The organism is Sulfitobacter sp. 1A15299 (assembly GCF_043556915.1).
In the GTDB taxonomy this organism is placed as follows: Bacteria; Pseudomonadota; Alphaproteobacteria; order Rhodobacterales; family Rhodobacteraceae; genus Sulfitobacter.
Genome location: NZ_JBIFFJ010000001.1, coordinates 173,466 through 191,084, shown reverse-complemented (window position 1 = coordinate 191,084; position 17,619 = coordinate 173,466). Strand labels below are relative to the sequence as shown.

15 protein-coding genes are annotated in these 17,619 nt (G+C 61.6%); 3 read left to right on the top strand and 12 right to left on the bottom strand.

Going from position 1 to position 17,619, the window contains the following annotated elements; genetic code table 11:
* Nucleotides 1–93: 93 nt before the first annotated feature.
* The gene (locus tag ACGYK7_RS00870; RefSeq protein ID WP_394398133.1) at nt 94–2,283 is read left to right on the top strand and encodes an NADP-dependent isocitrate dehydrogenase; all 2,190 of its coding nucleotides are present in this window, start codon (nt 94–96) and stop codon (nt 2,281–2,283) included.
* 230 nt (nt 2,284–2,513) lie between these two features.
* Here the strand turns inward: ACGYK7_RS00870 and ACGYK7_RS00865 are convergent, their stop codons facing one another.
* Genes ACGYK7_RS00865 through ACGYK7_RS00850 form a run of 4 tightly spaced genes read right to left on the bottom strand, consistent with a single transcriptional unit; the run spans nt 2,514 to nt 7,481 of the window.
* Entirely contained in the window at nt 2,514–3,851 is a 1,338-nt protein-coding gene (locus ACGYK7_RS00865; RefSeq protein WP_394398131.1) for a TniQ family protein, read from the bottom strand.
* Nucleotides 3,848–4,834: a TniB family NTP-binding protein gene (locus ACGYK7_RS00860; protein ID WP_394398129.1), complete on the bottom strand. Its 987-nt coding sequence runs from the start codon at nt 4,832–4,834 to the stop codon at nt 3,848–3,850. The genes ACGYK7_RS00865 and ACGYK7_RS00860 overlap by 4 nt, the downstream gene beginning before the upstream one ends.
* Before the next feature lie 5 nt (nt 4,835–4,839).
* Nucleotides 4,840–6,774 (bottom strand): Mu transposase C-terminal domain-containing protein, encoded by a 1,935-nt coding sequence (locus ACGYK7_RS00855; protein WP_394398127.1) that lies wholly within the window; start codon nt 6,772–6,774, stop codon nt 4,840–4,842.
* Entirely contained in the window at nt 6,771–7,481 is a 711-nt protein-coding gene (locus ACGYK7_RS00850; protein ID WP_394398125.1) for a hypothetical protein, read from the bottom strand. Before ACGYK7_RS00850 ends, ACGYK7_RS00855 begins: the two co-directional genes overlap by 4 nt.
* Before the next feature lie 459 nt (nt 7,482–7,940).
* On the opposite strand from ACGYK7_RS00850, the gene ACGYK7_RS00845 reads away from it, so the two are divergent.
* Together ACGYK7_RS00845 and ACGYK7_RS00840 are read left to right on the top strand one after the other, a co-directional pair.
* Nucleotides 7,941–8,348: a helix-turn-helix domain-containing protein gene (locus ACGYK7_RS00845; protein ID WP_394398123.1), complete on the top strand. Its 408-nt coding sequence runs from the start codon at nt 7,941–7,943 to the stop codon at nt 8,346–8,348.
* 93 nt (nt 8,349–8,441) lie between these two features.
* Nucleotides 8,442–8,957: a metallophosphoesterase family protein gene (locus ACGYK7_RS00840; RefSeq protein ID WP_394398121.1), complete on the top strand. Its 516-nt coding sequence runs from the start codon at nt 8,442–8,444 to the stop codon at nt 8,955–8,957.
* Between the two features lie 327 nt (nt 8,958–9,284).
* On the opposite strand, the gene ACGYK7_RS00835 is transcribed toward ACGYK7_RS00840, so the two are convergent.
* The 8 genes from ACGYK7_RS00835 to ACGYK7_RS00800 all read right to left on the bottom strand — a co-directional run bounded on the left by ACGYK7_RS00835 (nt 9,285) and on the right by ACGYK7_RS00800 (nt 17,037).
* Nucleotides 9,285–9,764, bottom strand: a complete 480-nt coding sequence (locus ACGYK7_RS00835; RefSeq protein ID WP_394398120.1) for a hypothetical protein — start codon at nt 9,762–9,764, stop codon at nt 9,285–9,287.
* Between the two features lie 3 nt (nt 9,765–9,767).
* Nucleotides 9,768–10,577 carry a DUF3100 domain-containing protein gene (locus ACGYK7_RS00830; protein ID WP_394398118.1) on the bottom strand — a complete coding sequence of 270 codons (810 nt, stop codon included), beginning with the start codon at nt 10,575–10,577 and terminating at the stop codon, nt 9,768–9,770.
* 120 nt (nt 10,578–10,697) lie between these two features.
* On the bottom strand, nt 10,698–12,233 hold the full coding sequence (locus tag ACGYK7_RS00825; RefSeq protein ID WP_394398116.1) for an aldehyde dehydrogenase family protein: 1,536 nt from the start codon (nt 12,231–12,233) through the stop codon (nt 10,698–10,700).
* Nucleotides 12,233–13,144, bottom strand: a complete 912-nt coding sequence (locus ACGYK7_RS00820) for an NAD(P)-dependent oxidoreductase (RefSeq protein WP_394398114.1) — start codon at nt 13,142–13,144, stop codon at nt 12,233–12,235. Before ACGYK7_RS00820 ends, ACGYK7_RS00825 begins: the two co-directional genes overlap by 1 nt.
* A gap of 129 nt (nt 13,145–13,273) precedes the next feature.
* Entirely contained in the window at nt 13,274–14,182 is a 909-nt protein-coding gene (locus tag ACGYK7_RS00815) for a LysR family transcriptional regulator (protein WP_394398112.1), read from the bottom strand.
* Nucleotides 14,182–15,321 carry an amidohydrolase gene (locus tag ACGYK7_RS00810; protein WP_394398110.1) on the bottom strand — a complete coding sequence of 380 codons (1,140 nt, stop codon included), beginning with the start codon at nt 15,319–15,321 and terminating at the stop codon, nt 14,182–14,184. Before ACGYK7_RS00810 ends, ACGYK7_RS00815 begins: the two co-directional genes overlap by 1 nt.
* 40 nt (nt 15,322–15,361) lie before the next feature.
* Nucleotides 15,362–16,258 carry a VOC family protein gene (locus ACGYK7_RS00805; protein ID WP_394398109.1) on the bottom strand — a complete coding sequence of 299 codons (897 nt, stop codon included), beginning with the start codon at nt 16,256–16,258 and terminating at the stop codon, nt 15,362–15,364.
* Nucleotides 16,255–17,037: a serine O-acetyltransferase gene (locus ACGYK7_RS00800; protein ID WP_394398107.1), complete on the bottom strand. Its 783-nt coding sequence runs from the start codon at nt 17,035–17,037 to the stop codon at nt 16,255–16,257. Before ACGYK7_RS00800 ends, ACGYK7_RS00805 begins: the two co-directional genes overlap by 4 nt.
* Nucleotides 17,038–17,619 lie beyond the last annotated feature (582 nt).

Genomic DNA, 17,619 nt, shown 5'->3' with positions numbered 1-17,619 from the left:
CCTGAAACGACCTCACCGCATACTGCGGTATACCGTCGACCTTCGCCGCCTCTTCCGCTATCAGGGCAGCAAATGCAGCAATTTGGAGCAATCATGTCCGATATCATCTACACCAAAGTTGACGAAGCGCCGGAGCTGGCCTCTGCCTCGCTGTTGCCGATCATCAAAAAGTTCGCCGAAGCCGCCGGTGTGAGCGTCGGCACGAAAGACATCAGCCTCGCGGGCCGTATCCTCGCGACTTTCCCTGAGCATCTGAGCGAAGAACAGCGCCAGTCGGACGATCTGGCGGAATTGGGCCGTCTGGTGAAGACGCCCGAGGCCAATGTCATCAAACTGCCAAACATCTCTGCCTCCGTGCCGCAGCTGGTCGCCGCGATCAAAGAGCTTCAGGCCCAAGGCTACGCGCTGCCCGACTACCCCGAAGAGCCGAGCACAGATGAAGAAAAAGCCGTGCGCGCGAAATATGACGGCATCAAAGGCTCCGCCGTGAACCCGGTCCTGCGCGAAGGCAACTCCGACCGCCGCGCGGCCAAAGCCGTCAAGAGTTTTGCCCAGTCCAACCCGCACCGCATGGGAGATTGGACTGCCGACAGCAAGACGCATGTGTCGTCCATGTCCGGCAATGATTTCTTCTCCAACGAAGTTTCGGCCACGCTTGACGCCGCGACTGGCGCCAGGATCGTGCTGGAAACCGCGGACGGGGAAAAGGTGCTGAAAGAGGGGCTTGAGTATCCCGCCGGCACCGTGGTCGATGCGACCTTCATGAGCGCCGCGGCGCTGAAGGACTTCCTCAACACCCAGATCGAGAAGACCAAAGAAGACGGCATTCTCTTCTCGCTGCATCTCAAGGCCACGATGATGAAGGTCTCTGACCCGATCCTCTTTGGTCACGCGGTCAAAGCCTATCTTGCGCCGGTATTTGAAAAGCATGGGCAAAAGCTCAAGGAACTGGGCGTGAACCCCAACTCCGGTCTCGGCGATCTGCTGGAACGCGTGAAGGGCGAGAGCGAGATCATGGCCGACATCGACGCCTGCATGGAAGAGCGTCCGCCGATGTATATGGTCGATTCCGACAAGGGCATCACCAACTTGCATGTCTCTTCTGACGTGATCATCGACGCCTCGATGCCCGCGCTGATCCGCGCTGGCGGCAAGGGCTGGGGCCCCGACGGCAAAGAGCATGACGCCAACTGCGTGATCCCCGACAACTCCTATGCGCCGGTTTACGACGAGGCGATCAACTTCTTTAAAGAGAACGGCAAGCTCGACCCGGCCACCGCAGGTACGGTGCAGAACATCGGCCTGATGGCGCAAAAGGCCGAGGAATACGGCTCCCACCCGACCACGTTTGAGCTGGCCGAAGCGGGCACCGTCAAGATGATCCTTGACGACGGCACCGTGCTGCACCAGCACAAGGTCGAGGCCGGTGACATCTGGCGCTCTTCCTCCGCGCGCAAGGCGCCGATTGAGGATTGGGTAAACCTTGCCATCTCCCGCCAAAAGGCCGAAGGCTGCCGCGCAATCTTCTGGCTAGACTCAAACCGCGCCCATGATGCCGAGCTGATCTCCTACGTGAAGCCCATCCTCGAGGCGCAGGGCGTCGCCGACAAGTTCGAGATCATGGCCCCCCGGGAAGCCACCCGCGCCTCGCTGGAGACCATCACCAAAGGCGAGAACACCATCGCGATCACCGGCAACGTGCTGCGCGACTACCTGACCGACCTCTTCCCGATCTTGGAGCTGGCGACCTCGGCCAAGATGCTGTCGATCGTGAAGCTGATGAACGGCGGCGGTCTGTTCGAGACTGGCGCGGGCGGCTCTGCCCCGAAACACGTTCAGCAGTTGGTGGAGCAGAACCACCTGCGGTGGGACAGCCTTGGCGAATTCTGCGCCCTCGGCGAGAGCCTGAAGTTCCTCGCCGATGCCCGCGGCAACGAGAAGGCGCGCGTGCTGGGTGATGCCGTGGAAACCGCGACGCAGGGTATCCTCGACCATGGTCGTTCCCCTTCGCGCAAGGTGGGTGAGCCCGACAACCGCGACAGCCACTATTGGTTCGCGCGCTACTGGGCCGAAGCCGTCGCCGCTCAGAGCGATGACGCGGACCTCGCCGCAGAGTTCGCGCCCATCGCCAATGACTTGGCCGCCAAGGAAGCCGACATCCTGTCCGAGCTTGCAGCGGCCCAAGGCGCGGCTGTCGATCTGGGCGGCTACTACCACACCGACGCCGAAAAAACCGCCCGCGTAATGCGCCCCTCCGAGACGCTGAACGGCATCATCGGGTAATTGGCCAAATGAAATGAAAACGCCGCGTCGCTGTTTAGGCGGCGCGGCGGATTATCGGTTTGAGATTTGGCAGCAGCGCTGGCGCTTTGGGGGCACCTACACGCCCTGTAGGACACCGCGTAACCGTGCGCATTCCGCTTTTAATCGTTGAAGAAAATCGTCGGTTCAGGCCCAATAGTTTGCGCACTATCCGCCCAAAGTCTTGCGCGTTCTGCCGATAATGTTGCGCATCAAATGTGCCGCTCAGCGTCGGCAACCGCGTTCCGATCCGTCGTCCGGCGCAGGTTGATCTTGCGAAAGGCCACCATTCCATCGGCTCCGGCACTTTCAACCCGGGCCACTTGCCGGATTTCATCTACCGCAGCGCAGATATTCTTGAGGTCGAAATCTCCATCGACGCAGGGGTGAGGCGACACCCTGCACTCAGCACCGAAGAACCTTGCCTCTTCCAAAAGCTCGAACTGTTTCCTCGAAACCCCAAGCATGTTCCGAACCTTTTCTTTGGTCGCAGATCGCTTCCGTTGCTCACGGACCTCTTCAATGTCCTGTGTTCTGACGATCGTATGAAGGTGGCCCGTGCCCGATCGTCCCTGCGATCCCTCCATGACCCCAGCACGGACTGCCTCGACAATCCTCTCGCTGCGCATGCCCAGAGTTTCTCCTGCGTGGGCTGCGCTCATCCATGCCGCGCCATCCTGATGGCGACGGGTTTTGTATGCGTCGCCACACACTGTGCTGACGACAATGAGGCAGCGGGACAGCAATGCCTCGGCCAGTGCACCTTTCTGGCTAAGAAGGCCACGATACCATGGGCCCAAGCGTGTGGCGGCCGTTAGTCCTTCTGCACCCTGGGTATTCCATCGCTCGATTACATGATCGTCGAATGCCTTCGGCCAATCGATGAGGAGTGGTTGGACACGCGCCAGGCGCGTGCGAGCTTCTGCGACGGTCTTAGGGTAAATTGCCTTCCCTTCCTTACCGGTCCGCGCGCGTTCCATATTCGCACAGAGAAACCACACGGTGCGAGCCGCGTGTAGCCCTTCTTCTGATCCGAGGTCTACGCCGCCCATGTGGCCCGAGTGTCCCGCGATTAACTTTGCGAACTCAGTCTCGAAAGGGCCGGCGGGCACAGCATTCGCGTCGCCATAGGAAGTGCCGCAAAGGCAGCCCGCATAGCCATCGCCGAGCAGGGTGAGATCGTCACCGCAACCAGGACACTGATCGATTAGCTGGCATTCATGCCCGGCACATGCCGTTACCAAGGCGTGTCGCCACTCTTTCCGCCGGGGCTGGCGCGCGGCAATACAGGCTGGGCAAACCGGGTCGCGGTGCATCCGATGGAACGACCAGTCGAGGGCGGCGTCCATTGGTTGCTTGGCAGGCAGGATCTGTTCCATCGTTGCCAAGTCGAGATTGAGTTCCAAAGCCAGCCGCTCTGGCTCCTCGACTGTAGCGCGCCCGTAGGTCTGCCCGGGCGCCGTCAGGAAGCCCTTGGCCTCGGGAAAACCTTGCGCATCAGAGCGCCGCTTGATGTAGCCGAGAAGGCTTTCGTCAGTGTAAGGGATCATTCCGCCAACGCCCCTTCGCCCGCCTGCCGAAAAGCGTCGAGCTCAAGCGACGAATTTGGATCAGGGAGCTTTAGTCCTGCGTCCCTCATGACCTTCGCGTAGGACCGCAGAAGAACGTCATCCTGTGGTGGTTCGGGGTCGAAGATCGGCGCGAAACGAGATAACCCTTGAAGCCTTATATGTGCGGCCTTCCCCATATCCGACAGGCCCAGGGCTTTGGTCTGCGCAGACTTTCGGACAGCGACCTCGAGCAGCTCGATTACCATGCCGACGCGACCGCCAGAAGCAGCGAAGAGGCGCCGGGTCATGTCTATCCAATCGAATTCGAGCGAAAGACCGCGCTCCTCAAGGTATTCGAAAATACTGTAAACTACTGTTGTGAACTCGTTCCGGTCGTCCGGGTCCGTCCAGCGATAAGGTTGGAGCTCGATCGTGGCCATGGACCGCGCCGCGAACTGTTCGTTCTCGTCGATTAAGCGTTGGAACTTTGGCAACCCCATAAGGATGAGTATGACACCCGACCGATCTACGATGGTCTTGAAATGGTCCGCTGCTGCACGCCGCGTGAGGTTCGCGCCGGGTTCGGCGCAATGGCTGCACTCATCGAGGGCCACAATCCGAACATCGCGTTGTTCCAGCAGATCATACATACGATCTTTCAGGAGCGCGAGCTTCGGATTAGCTCCAACCCGCCCCATCGTTCGAATGACCGATGCGTAGATCTCTGAATCGTTCGGCTTGGGAGAAATTTCGCCGGGCAGGAAGTCCGGCGATGGGATCATGTATCCTGGGCCGGAGCGAAACTTGGCTACCTTGCTTTCGACCGCTAACATGAGGTCGGATTTACCGACGCGGGACGGGCCAAGAAAGGGAATGCATACCCCATCCGAGCCAGCCAACTCGATTGCCTCGAGCATCTGGTTCAGCGCAATGTCGTAACGGGAATGCGAAATCCGCAAGCCCTTCAGGGAAAGTTCGTTCACGTTAATTATCCTCGTGCGGAGATCCGGTTACGCCGCTTCGGGGCGAGCACCGGCATCGTTGGGTGGGAGACATTGCCAGAAGGCATTGAGCTATTGGGTCCATTGCTGCGGTTTATGATTTCTTCATCTCGCCGCTTGCGTCGGGCGGCATGTTGTTTCTTCCGCCCCTTGGTCGTCGCCTTAGACGGCTTGTGGTGCTTGCCCTCCACGAGGGCTGCGAGGACCTCAGAAGCAGAGAGGTAGTCGTCGGGATCACGCCGGTTGAGGGCGAGAATGCGATCCCGTTCCGCGACAGAAATCGCGGGCATGTCGGGATCTTTGCAGGGCACGTAGAATGCTTCGCCAGATTTTGGATGAGAAACGATTATCTCCCGTATGTCGGCCGGGTTGATGCGGATCTCGACTTCCAATTTTCCTTTCGTATTTTTCTCCAGCTCCCGCAGTTCCCAAGAAGAATACTGAACGTATCCCACCTCGATCCCGTATCGGTGGACGACCCTCTTCTCCGCATGATGGAAGAACATCTGCGTGAGGGTTTGCTTACTGGGCGGCTCTGGAACGTAGGCTTCCGCGGAAAGGCGACGCCAGCTCTCGATCGGGCTCTCACGACGCTTTAGTGGAGATTGCACACGCCGACGCGGCACAACGCCGTATATATCGTAGCGCCACACCTGAAGCTTTTTTACGAACTCGTCAAAGGTCCAACAGGCCTCTGCCTTTGCCCGCTCGTAGCGTTCCTTAGTAGACATCTCCTCGGTTTGCGTTGCTCCGTCCAGTTTCGTTACAAAAGTCTTGAGGGTTCGCATCCCGCGCTCGATGAACGGTTTTTTCTCAGGGTGTCCTGGGATATTTTTTTGGAGTTCGATAGCGGTCGTCGATATCAGGCGATTTATTATGCTGCCGGAGTTCTCAGACCCTTGGTCCGCAACTACCGTCAGAGGATGGCCTGCCACATGCACCCGGTTCTTGATGCCGAAGCGATCGAAGAATGCTTCGTCATTGCCCCTCATAGCCTCGTAGAGCGCCGTTGCAGTGGTCAGTCCGGTGGGGTTATCCAAAGAAACCACAAGCCCTACGATGAAGCCGGTCGCAGCATCTACCACCATCGTGACCCAAGGCATGATCAGTTTGCCATCGTAGATCACGTAGATGTCCGCTTGCGTGGAATCTGTCTCAAGCCGATCGTAGGCGTGATCGATTTTCTGGAAACTGCCAGCTTGAAGTAGAGCTTTTCGCGCGGCCTTCTTTCCCAGCCGCCGCTTGATGACGTCGGAATGAGGAATGTAGCTATCAATTATCGATTTCACAGCCTTTTCGCCGTGATTTCCCGGCTTTTCGTTTGGTCGCTCTTTCGGAAACTGCTTCAGATACTTGTGCCTCGATTGCCGAACCAGATCCGTCATATTCATGCGGTCCGAGGTTAGATAAGATTCCTCAAGAAGATCGAGGACGACCTCGAGGAAAACCTCGTCATAGCGGACGGTGTAGTTTCCGGACTGATCCCGCTTATCGACCAAAGCAAGCTGCCCCATGGCGCAGTAATCTTTCCGATACTTTTGGATTGTTCGGACAGCGGGGAGCTTTGACGCGCGTGGCGCGAAACGCGGATCTTTCTGTAGTTCGATACCGATTGCGCTCCTTATCTCACCCCACTTGAGCCCCAGCTCTTGGTAGCGGTCAGCGAGCTCAAGGATGCGCTTCCGGAAAGCCGCCTCCGACAACTCGTCGTCGTTCATGACACGGTCGCAGAATACCGGCGCTTGTCCCTCTGAGACATTTCCCAGTGCAATCTGACGATGAAAATCCTCGAGGGTGATCTCTGACCCCTGTCCGTTCAAATCGAGGATCACGGCCGGTTTTCCTTGGGCGCGCCCAATCACCCGGTAGAGCGTCTCGCCGTTCCGGAGGTAGCGTCCATCAAATGCCTGTAGCTGGTTCATAGCGGCAAAACCTCGAGGTGCGATACATCACCGTCAACGCGCAGAAGCTTCGTCCGCTCGCTGAAAGGGGCGCGTGAGAGGTCGGTCGCGAGAAGCCCGTGGAAAAGGGCCGCATAGACTTCCGCTCGCGTCAGGCCGAACGACCATTGGGCCTCTCCAAATGATACGGTGCGCGGGAACTGCGTCTCGATCGACTCACGTATTGCAGGTTCCAGACTGCGGTTCGGGAGGGCCCGGAGAATACGGAGATTCCGATGGTCCGCACGAGTAAACATTTTTTCCGTGACCAGAGTAAGTCGATGACCGAGTTGCTCCATGGCCGCGGCCAAACGGCTGAACTCTGGGTTGCTGCGAAGCCAGCGACTATGCTTTCCTTCGACGAAGACGGTCTGTCCATTTACAAGCTCGAACAGGAAGTCAGGCGTGTAGACCCAAGGCTTGTAGCGCGTCCCGTGCACCGCCTCGGTCAGAGCGGTCTTGGTCGGGTAGGCTTCGCCAGTGTGCAGGTCAAAAGTCGTGGGTTGGGGAAAGATCCGGCGAACCCTCGGGTCGACCTCAGCTGCCACGACGATGATGGATTCACCGAGGCTCTCCGTGTCAATGATGCCCATCGCCTTGCGGCAGGCCTGACGGTTCACCTTCTTTTGCAGACCGCGCTTGTAAATCGTGCGAGCGGGATCATGGGAAATGTTGTTTTCGAGCTGCATCCTTTAGACCTTTTTTGGGGCCATTATTATCTGCGAGAATAGTGGGGCGACCCCGTGGCGACGAAAAATCCGCCAACCGTTTGCCACCTGAAAAAATCACAAGTAGCTGTATTTAATTGGATCTTTTTTTTGCTCGTTGACGAGAAGGCAGGGGTCTCGTGAAGTTTGCGTTTGGTGGTTGCCCAAATTTGAACACAAAAATTAGCCCTATAGGTCTATTCGAAGAAATGAGCGTTCAGTGAAGGAGACCCGAGGTGATTCGCTTAGAGGGGCGTGCCGTCGGCTTAAATCAGGGGATACTTTGCGCTTTGAGGCCGCCCGGAGCGGCAACTCCTGGCAGTGTGGCTGCCCCATGCTGAGGCGTCGCTCACAACATCCAGTAGTCGGTGTCAGCATCATGCCCCTCTGAAGAGCATAGCAAATGTGCTATACTACGATTCCACGATGGAGTTCCTGGTCATGGCTGAGAGTTACACATACCTCCGAAACGCGCTTCACCGTGCGCATCCAAAGCTCGCGGAGCACCAAGCCAAAAACGCCCGCAAGCGCGGGATTGCCGTCAGGCTACGCGCTCTGCGAGATGCAAGGGGACTGACACAGGATGAAGTGGCTGCGGCGGCAGGAATGACGCAATCCATGATTGCAAGGTTGGAAGCCCTGACCGGACCGGTGCCGAGCCTCCAGTCGATCGAGCGCTACGTTGATGCATGCGGGGGTCATCTGGCACTTCTTATCTCGGACAAAGAAATCGATAGCGAAGATGCATTCGGAGATGCTTTTGCGAAGGCGAGGGGACGCATCCCTGCGGATATCGATCTCGGTATCGAAGACTGCCGGCCACCTCACAACTCCCAGACTAAGGCATGAGTGATCGGGCGCAAGGCCCACTCGGCTTAATGCAGTCATTCGCAATCTGCCCTCTTGTCAGGCATTCGCCCGAATGAACTACATCCAAGGCAAATGACGATGACTGACAGCAAATTTACGGAGAAGGCCTTCTGCGCGCCATTTCGCGAAGAGCGCATCGGTGTCATCTCCGATACCCATGGCCTGCTTCGCCCCGAAGCGCTGGAGGCACTTGATGGTGTTAGCCACATTCTGCATGCAGGAGATATAGGCGTCCCCGAGCATCTCGAGGCGCTGGCGTGCATCGCACCTCTGACGGCAATTCGCGGCAATATCGATCGCGGCCCTTGGGCTGAGGCCTTGCCTGAAACGGTTAGCCTCACGATCCAGGGACTGCATATCCATATGATCCACGACCGCAAGGACCTAAGGGCCGAACCCGAGACCGACGGCTGGAATGTCGTGATCTCGGGTCACTCTCACAAGCCCAGCATCGAAGACGTAGGCTCTCTTCTTTGGCTAAATCCCGGAGCGGCCGGTCCCCGGCGCTTCCGCCTTCCGATCACGCTGGCTTTCCTTTGGGCGGAGTCCGGGCGCCCACGTGCCGAGATCCACCACTTGCCGGTTTGAGCAGTAGCGGTCTGACTATTGCTTCGTGCACTGCTGATTGAGGACCGAACGCTAATCGCAGCGCCTACTGTTCAACCGGGCCCAAGGAGAAATAGCGACCCCTCGAAAAATACGCAGCCAATGACCGGAAATAGCCCTTGTCGACCGTGCTGAGCATGGAGATTTCCGTCGGTGCAACAATATTGCATGCTTTGCCGCGAACGGTCCCAAGCGGACATTGTGCTCCAAGTCTCTTCCGCACTCACCAGCATTATCGATTTGATCTTGATCGGCCCGTGGCAGCTCACGGGCCGTGAAGCGCGGCCCGTGGTGGGGATCAATGTGCGATCAGAGGAAGGCTTGTGCCACGATGGCCGAGCCCACGTAAGTGCCTGTCATCACCAGCACGGCGACAACGGCGATCTTCCAGCCCGAGGTCTTGGCAATCTCGATCTCGCGCATGGCAATCGCGATACCCGCATAGGCGAGGCAGGGCGTTGCCAGCGTCAGGAAATTCACGTGGCTCACCTTATCGAGTATCCACGCGCTGCCCGGGGTCCAAGGCAGAGTGGCGAGAATGCCGACGGCGGAAATCCAGGCGACCGAGGGCAGTTTGAACGGCACGAACCTGGTCAGCACGATGCCGATCATGCACATCGTCCAAAGGATGGTCAGCCCCACCAGCCCCTGCGGCACGGTGGCCTCGGTCGCCACCGTGTTGCCCACCAGCGCAATCACGCTGACCACAGCCAGTGCCGCGGCATGGGCGCCGAGGCCGAGCTTGGGTTCGTCGACCAATTCGAAGTCGTCAGATTGGATGTCACTCATGGCTCAGGCTCCGGCTTCCGCGGGCTCTTTGCGTCCCAGCATGTTGTAGAGTTTCTCGGTCATCGGCAGCGCCACGAACACGCAGAGGTAGAGACCAGTGGCATAGGTCAGCACATTGGACGCACCGGCAAGTGCGAGGATCTGCTCCTCCATATCCGGCACCGCGTGCACCAGGGCCCCAGAGCAGGCCGCCATCATGCTACCCGAACCGATGCCGCAGGCCATTGCCAGAGCCTCGATCGAAAAGGCCCCTGTGGTTGCAAGGATCGAGGCGAGAATGGCGAAGATGAAGGTGCCGAACAGCGTGCCGATGACGTAGACGCCCATGACACCTGCGCCCTCTTGGCTCTTCAGGCCATATTTGTCGGCGATGATCGCGATATTGGGCTCGCGCGCCACCGAGAAACAGGCACCGATGGCCTCGCGGCCCATGCCCAGCACCAGCACGGCGACCGGGAAGGCCAGCACGATCGTGCCGAGGTTGCCCAATTCCTGAAGGATGAGAGCGGGACCCGCGGCGATGATCTTCTCCATGGATGGGCCGATGATTGTGCCGAACTTCGCGATGAAGGGCATGATGGCGATGACGATCAGCGGCGAGGCGGCATGCACCTCGCGGTCGCGGATCAGTGCGCGGGCGCCGGCGATGACGTTGGGGTTGATCAGCAGCCCCAGGACAAAGGCATAGAGCAGCGGCAGCAGCAGGATCGAGCCGATGCCGATGGGCACGACGATGACCCCGATCATCTCTGCAATCACTGTGATGACCAGCACGCTGCCATGCAGCCGCCAGTCCAGAAGTATGTCTTTCATCGGCATTAAAGGACCTCTCTGTTGTTGCCCCCTTTTTGGGGGGTGCATTGGCCGCGACCGCGCGGTTACCCGGCCGCGGCAGTGGAAAAAGATCAGCGTCAGACTGACCTTGGGAACGCATCAGCCCGGCGCGTAGCCGAAGCCCTGCGCTGGGTGAGCGGCGGTCTCGACCCAGACCGACTTCGTCTGGGTGTAGGCATCCAGCGCCTCGCGACCCGACGAGCGGCCATAGCCCGAGCGGCCGAAGCCGCCGAAGGGCGACATGACGTTGATCGTCTTGTAGCTGTTGACCCAGAAGGTCCCCGCCCGGACCTGCGCGGCCATGCGATGCGCCCGGCCCACGTCCTGTGTCCATACGGCGCCCGCAAGGCCGTAGGGCGTGGCATTGGCCAGTGCGATGGCCTCGTCCTCGGTGTCGAAGGGCAGCACCGAGACGACGGGGCCGAAGACCTCCTCATTCGCGATCGTCATCTGCGTGGTCACCCGGTCGACGACGGTCGGAGCAAAAAAGAAGCCGCCGCTTGCCTCCAGCGCGGCTGGCATAGCGCCGCCGCTGGTGATCTCGGCGCCCTCGCTGACCGCCTCGCGCACCATTTCGTCAATCTTCGACCATTGCCGCTTGTTGTTCACCGGGCCGATCTGCGTGGCTGGGTCCATCGGCGGGCCGACAGGGATGTTGCCCGCCGCAAGGCTCAGCTTCTCGATCATCTCGGCATGCACAGAGCGGTGCACCAGCAGCCGCGAGCCGGCCACGCAGCTCTGGCCGCAGGAGGCAAAGATCGCCGCCTGCGCGCCGACCACGGCGCGGTCGAGATCGGCGTCGCCGAAAACGATGTTGGCCGACTTGCCGCCCAGTTCCAGAACCGAAGGCACCAGCCGCTTGGCCGCTGCGCCCGCGATCTTCGTCCCAGCCTCGGCAGAGCCCACGAAAACCACCAGAGCGGTTGCCGGGTTCTCGATCATCGCCTGACCGGAGCCCGGACCATCGCCGGCGATGACGTTGACGAGGCCCTTGGGGGCGCCCGCTTTCTCGCAGATGATACCGACCACGATGGATGTCAGCGGCGTCAGCTCGGAGGGTTTGATCATCACGCCGTTGCCTGCGCAGATCGCCGGAGCGACCTGCCAGCAGCAGGTGAAGAGCGGCGCGTTCCAAGGCGTGATCTGGCTGACCACGCCGAGCGGCTCGTGCCGGGTGTAGTTGAGGTGCGTCGAAGGCACCGGGATTACGTCACCGCTGATCTTGTCGCACCAGCCGGCATAATATTCGAACATCTCGGCCATGCGCGCAGGCTCACTGGTGGTGTCGCGGATCGGGCGGCCAGAGGATAGGGCTTCCAGCTCGGACAGCGCCGCCGCATTCGCGCGCAGCTGGCGGCCGATTTCGAACATGGTGCGGCCGCGTTCGGAGGCGGTCTTGGCAAACCATTCCTTCTGCGCGCGGCTTGCGGCTTCGGCGGCCTGTGCAACAACCTCGGAGCCGGCGTCATTGTAGCGGGCAAACACCTCGCCGGTCGCGGGGTCGGTCAACTCCAACGCATGCCCGGTGCCCGGCACCAGTTCGCCGCCAACCCAGGAGTGCACCTCGGCTGACCCGGTAAGGTCCGTCAAAAGCTCGGCCACACGGGCCGCGGTATCGATGATGTCCTTGGCCATCACTTGGTTTCCTTCTGGCTCAGACGATCCACCGCGGGATCGCCCATGTGCATGAAATCGTCGGCATCCTCCAGGCCCGAGGATTCCTCGGCCCAGAGGTTCGCCACCAGGTCGGCTACCGGCAGGGCGCAACCGACTCTTTGCGCCAGCTCGCGGGCGAGCCGCACATCCTTGCGCATCAGCCCCGTGCTGAAGCCGCTGTCGAAGCTGCGCGGCAGCACCCAGTTGGGGAAGTGGATTTCCGAGATGGCGCTGCGCCCGGTGGCCGAATTGATCACCCGCAGCGCGTCTTCGGCGCCAACGCCCGCCGCCTCGGCCAGCCGCAGCGCCTCGAGCGTGGTGACCATGTGGCTGGCCACCAGCATGTTGTTCACCAGCTTGGCGACGTTGCCGGCACCGCTGGGGCCGATGTGAAAGATGTTCGCCGCCATCGCCTCGAGCGCCGGCATCGCCGCGGCGACCCATGTCTCGTCGCCGCCAAGCATCACCGAAAGCTGCCCCGAGGCCGCGCCCGCGGGCCCGCCGCTGACCGGCGCGTCGAGAAAGCCGTGCCCCTGTTCGGTAAGCGCCGCGGAAAGCTTGCGGCTCATCTCAGCCTCGGAGGTGGAGGTGTCGATGATGACCTTTGAACCGGCCTCTGCGCCCAGCAGCCCCGCGTCCCGTGCCGCGGCGATGACGCCTTCGACATGCTTGGCAGTGGGCAGCGAAAGCACGATCACCTCTGCCGCAGCGAAAATGTGCTCGGGGCTCGGCTTGAGCGCGATATGCACGTCCCGGGCGCGGGTCTGGGCCGCAGGGGAAGGGTCATAGCCCGCGACTTCGAAACCGGCGCATGCGAGGCTCGACGCCATGCCGAGCCCCATGGCCCCAAGTCCGATCACCCCGGCTCTCTTGCCTGTCTCAGTTGCCATGTGATCTCCTGTCGTTGTGCGTCGCCTGCCACGTTCGGCTGGCGTTTCACACAGCTAACCGGAGGAACGGCGTTCACAGATAGAGGCCAGATTGCGCACATCGCGTTGATGTGAGAGCAACGCCAAAAATCACGGACGGAATGCCACCATGCGGTCGGACAGGAAGCTCGCCACCAGGTCCACCGATTTCGGCAGGCGGCGACGGGCGCGCACCATGAGGTGCGTGCTCACTCGATGCAGCGCTGGCTCGTTCAGCTCGATCACCGCCAGATCGCCGCGTTCCGCCTGAATAGACGCGGAAAATCGCGGCAGGAAGGTCACGCCCATGCCCGCGCTCACGTAGCGTATCAGCAGCGCGATGGAAGCGGTCTCGACGTGCACCCGCAGCGCCAACCCGCGGTCGGCGGCGACCTGCCCGACGAGGTGTCGGATGGCGTGACGGGCGTCGAGCATGGCGACAGGATGCTCAAGCACCTCGGCCAGAGCGACACTCTTTCGACCCGCCATTGATGAATTCGCAGGCACAACCGCGCAGAGCGGCTGACGCCCCATCGCCAGCGAGCGCGTCGCCTCGGTCAACAACGGGTTATAGGCGATTCCGATATCGGCCTCGCCCTCGATCACGCGACGCTGCAACTCGTCTGTGCCGGCGTGGTCGATGGCAAAGCGCAGGTCGGGCTGGAGCCGGCTTAGCTCCGACAGCCCATTCTCCATCAGGTCGGCTGTAAACCCCTCCCCGAGCGCGATGCGCACGGTCTGCGTGCGTCCCGCACGGTAGCGGCCGATCTGGTCAAGAAGGAAGGTCTGCTCGTCTTGGAGGTGCAAGGCGTGCTCGCGCAAGAGTTCCCCGGCCTCGGTCACAGTCACGCCTCTGGAGCTGCGCTCGAAGAGCGTCACCCCGAGGCGGGCCTCGGCCTCGGTGATCTTGCGCGAGATCGCCGAGGGCACAACGTTCAACCGATCTGCCGCCCGGCGGATCGATCCCTCCTGAGCGACCGCGAGAAACTCGCGCAGGAAACGGCTGTCGAGCGCGTCCATCAGCCCTGAGTCGTCCAGCGGGCGAGACGCACCCAGAACTCGGCACCGTCGGGCAGCACCGCGTCATTGAAGTCGAACTTCGCAGAGTGCAGCCCGGGGTTCTCGCCCTCGCGCGCGGCACCCAGCCAGAGGTATGCGCCGGGCACCTCGTTCAGCATGAAGGCGAAATCCTCGGACGCCATGCTCGGGCCAACCATTGACGTATCGAGCCCCATGTCCGCCGCGACCTCACGCGCGAGAGCGGCCTCCGGGGCGGTGTTGAGCGTCGCCGGATAACGGCGCTGGTAATCGATGCTGGCGGTGCAGCCCTGCGCGGCGGCCTCAGCACTCGCCACCCGGCTGACGCGCTCCTCAATGATGTCACCCGCGTTGGCGTCAAACCAACGGCAGGTTCCGCTCACAACCGCGCGGTCGGGGCAGACATTGTAGGCCGAGCCACTGTGGATTTGCGTGACCGAGACAACCCTGGGCTCGAGCGGCGAGAGCGCGCGGGCCGGGATCTCTTGCAGCGCCGCCGCAGTGCGGGCGGCAGCGGCGATCACCCCGTCGGATTGCTCGGGCATGGCACCGTGGCCGCCCTTACCGAGGATCTCGATGTCGAAAACGGAGAAGGCCGCCATCATCCTGTCGTCGCGCGCCACGAAGCGCCCCGGCGCGAGGCCGGGCCAGTTGTGGATGCCGAAGACCTTGTCGACCGGAAACTGCGTGAAGAGCCCCTGTTCGACCATGACTCGCGCACCGCCCTCGCTTTCCTCGGCGGGTTGGAAGGTCAGCGTGATCGTGCCCTGCTCGACACCCACCGCCGCGATCTGCCGCGCGGCAAGCAGCAGCATGGCGGTGTGCCCGTCATGGCCGCAGGCGTGCATCTTGCCGGGAACGGTCGAGGCATGGGCCGCGCCCGTCGCCTCGACAATGGGCAGCGCATCGATGTCAGCGCGCAGTCCGATCACCGGCGCGCCCTGTCCCATTTGCGCGACGACGCCGGTGCCCGCGAGACCGCGATGCACGCGCCATCCCCAGCCAGTCAGCAGCCTGGCGATCATCTCGGAGGTTCGGTGCTCTTCGAAGCCCAGCTCGGGATGGCGGTGCAGGTCGTGGCGCCAAGCGATGGCTTCGGCTATGTGGTCTTGGTCGAACATGAGGTCTCCTTGGGGACGCCCTCGGACGCCCCGTCTTGTATCAGGGCGTCGGTGGCGCCTCTTGGAAAGTCAGCAGGATGCCGCCGAGCCGAGCGTGCTCGGTGAGGACAAGGGCGCCGCCGATCTCGTGACAAGCAAAACCGCCCGCGTCTACGAAAGCGCGGAGCCGATCCAGTGCGTGGCAGGCGACGTCGATCGAGATCACCGAGGGCGCGCTTTCCGGAGCAAGATCTTCGGGCAGCGGGCCAAGGAAAGCACGAGCGGTGTCGCGGCTGAGAACACGCCAGTGCCCCTTGCCGGTGGCGACGGTGAAGCCCCATTTGGTCTCGGTCACCGCCTCGGGGCCATGCAGCGCGGCGAGCCAGTCCTTCACCGCGGGTTGGTCCTGCGGCGCGGCAAGAATCGTCGCAGAAACAAAGCCGTGCGCGCCGTTGGGGTGGTCCATCCATTTCGGGAATTCGATCAGGTCACGGCGATGCTGCTGGCAGGCAAACGTCGACAATCTCGGCAGGCCTGCCCGGGTGAAGATCTTCAGCGTAGTTGCGGTGCGATCTGGCGTGCCGTCGTCGCGGGTCACCTTGCGTCCGAATTCGATGGTGCCTGCGCAGTGCCCTCCGCGCGCGACAACGGCCGCTTCGTCCGCCAACGCGTCGCCCGAGTTAAGCGCCGTCAGGCACACGCCTTCACGCTCGGACAGCCAGCGCTGCACGTGTCGACCGAAGCGGAAATCGCCCGCCGGATACCCGTCGAGCAGGCTCTCGTCGCCGATCCCCACGAGTTCCAGCAGTTGATCGCGGAAGATCACCAGCGCGGTCGAGGTGCCCCAGGGATGCATCCCCGGTGGCTTCATCAGGAAGCCGAGCGAACGATAGGTCTCACGCGCCTCGGCCAGATTGCGCACGCAGACCAGCGGATGGTCGATCCCGAGCGCCGTCACTCCGCCCGGTCTTTCAATTCTGCCAGCGTTACAAATCCAGCGAAACGCCCGGCGCCGCGATCCATGCCGCGGGGGCCGGTCACAATATGGCCGGGCGGCACATCCTTGGTCACTATCGCACCGGCTGCCACCGTCGCCCCGGCCCCCACCTCGATCGGGCCAAGGATTTTCGCGCCGGCACCGACCACCGCGCCACGGCGCAGCCTGGGATGCCGCCCTTCTCCCATGTCGACGAAGTTCGACCCCAGCGTGACCCCATGCCAGAGGCTCACGCCCTCTTCGATCACCGAAGTCTGTCCGATCACCAGCCCCAGCCCGTGATCGAACCAGACGCCGCGGCCAATACGTGCCTGCGGCCATATCTCAACTGAGAGCGCCCGTGTGAACTGGCTCTTGACCGCCAGTGCAAGGTCTCCGCGCCCGGCCAGCCAGAGCGCCCGGCTCACCCGGTAGGACAGAAGCGCGTGATAGCCGTTTGCGAAAAGCAGCACATGCGGTGCCCCGCCGGGCTGATCGTCGCGCGCGCTGGTGACCAGCAAGTCGTCGAGAGCCGTGTCCAACAGCTCACCCTCTTGGCGAAAGAGTTCCGCCGTCAGCCCGCGCAGCCACGCCCGCGCCCGGCTCTCGGGCAAACAGGCAGTCAGCGCGGCGGCCATCAGTTCGGGCAGATCGATCAGTTCGCCAGCCTCTACACCGAGCAGCACCGGCAGCCCCGGCTCGTGGGCGAACCGGTCACGGATGTCGGACAGTAGCGTTTGTTCCAATAAATGCTGGCTCACGGTGCCTCACGGGTAATCGAAAGCTTCCCCGAAGCTGCCCCGAACGCTGTGCTGCGCACAAGATCAAAGATGTCTCCGTCGTGTTGCCCTGAAGAGAACACGAAATCCGGAGGACAAGGCGCTGCGGGGCAAGGTTTCGCTTTAGTTCCAGTCTCCTTGCGACTGTGTGAGCTGCTTTCCGAGAATTGCTACTGCACGTTGAAACTCGTTCGCCAATTTGTATCTATTTCTGAAAGCGGGTTCAGCGCTCCTGTTCATGTCATGCAAAGAACCGCGGACAAATACCTGGACAGGGGTGGGGGCCAAGGGACGAGCGAATGCCTTGAAGTAGCTTGATCTGGGTCTTCCCTCCGCAGGCGCGAGGGTCGGCAATGGGCCCGGAGCGAGAGGCACGCCCATGCTGCGGCTGCAAAGCATATTACGACCAGCGTAGTCAGTTTGGCCTCTTAGCGGCCATGCGGCATCGCGGCGGAAGGACTGGTTGATCAGGCATGGAACGATAACGCTCCCGGCCCAAAGCTGCCATTCATCGCATCCTCTGAATGCCGCAGCGCGGCTCGCCGGACCGGCCATTCGCTGCGG

Coding starts and splice junctions, on each gene's coding strand:
- ACGYK7_RS00870 (WP_394398133.1), top strand. CDS start 94: ATGTCCGATATCATCTACACCAAAGTTGACGAAGCGCCGGAGCTGGCC.
- ACGYK7_RS00865 (WP_394398131.1), bottom strand. CDS start 3,851: ATGATCCCTTACACTGACGAAAGCCTTCTCGGCTACATCAAGCGGCGC.
- ACGYK7_RS00855 (WP_394398127.1), bottom strand. CDS start 6,774: ATGAACCAGCTACAGGCATTTGATGGACGCTACCTCCGGAACGGCGAG.
- ACGYK7_RS00850 (WP_394398125.1), bottom strand. CDS start 7,481: ATGCAGCTCGAAAACAACATTTCCCATGATCCCGCTCGCACGATTTAC.
- ACGYK7_RS00845 (WP_394398123.1), top strand. CDS start 7,941: ATGGCTGAGAGTTACACATACCTCCGAAACGCGCTTCACCGTGCGCAT.
- ACGYK7_RS00840 (WP_394398121.1), top strand. CDS start 8,442: ATGACGATGACTGACAGCAAATTTACGGAGAAGGCCTTCTGCGCGCCA.
- ACGYK7_RS00835 (WP_394398120.1), bottom strand. CDS start 9,764: ATGAGTGACATCCAATCTGACGACTTCGAATTGGTCGACGAACCCAAG.
- ACGYK7_RS00830 (WP_394398118.1), bottom strand. CDS start 10,577: ATGAAAGACATACTTCTGGACTGGCGGCTGCATGGCAGCGTGCTGGTC.
- ACGYK7_RS00825 (WP_394398116.1), bottom strand. CDS start 12,233: ATGGCCAAGGACATCATCGATACCGCGGCCCGTGTGGCCGAGCTTTTG.
- ACGYK7_RS00820 (WP_394398114.1), bottom strand. CDS start 13,144: ATGGCAACTGAGACAGGCAAGAGAGCCGGGGTGATCGGACTTGGGGCC.
- ACGYK7_RS00815 (WP_394398112.1), bottom strand. CDS start 14,182: ATGGACGCGCTCGACAGCCGTTTCCTGCGCGAGTTTCTCGCGGTCGCT.
- ACGYK7_RS00810 (WP_394398110.1), bottom strand. CDS start 15,321: ATGTTCGACCAAGACCACATAGCCGAAGCCATCGCTTGGCGCCACGAC.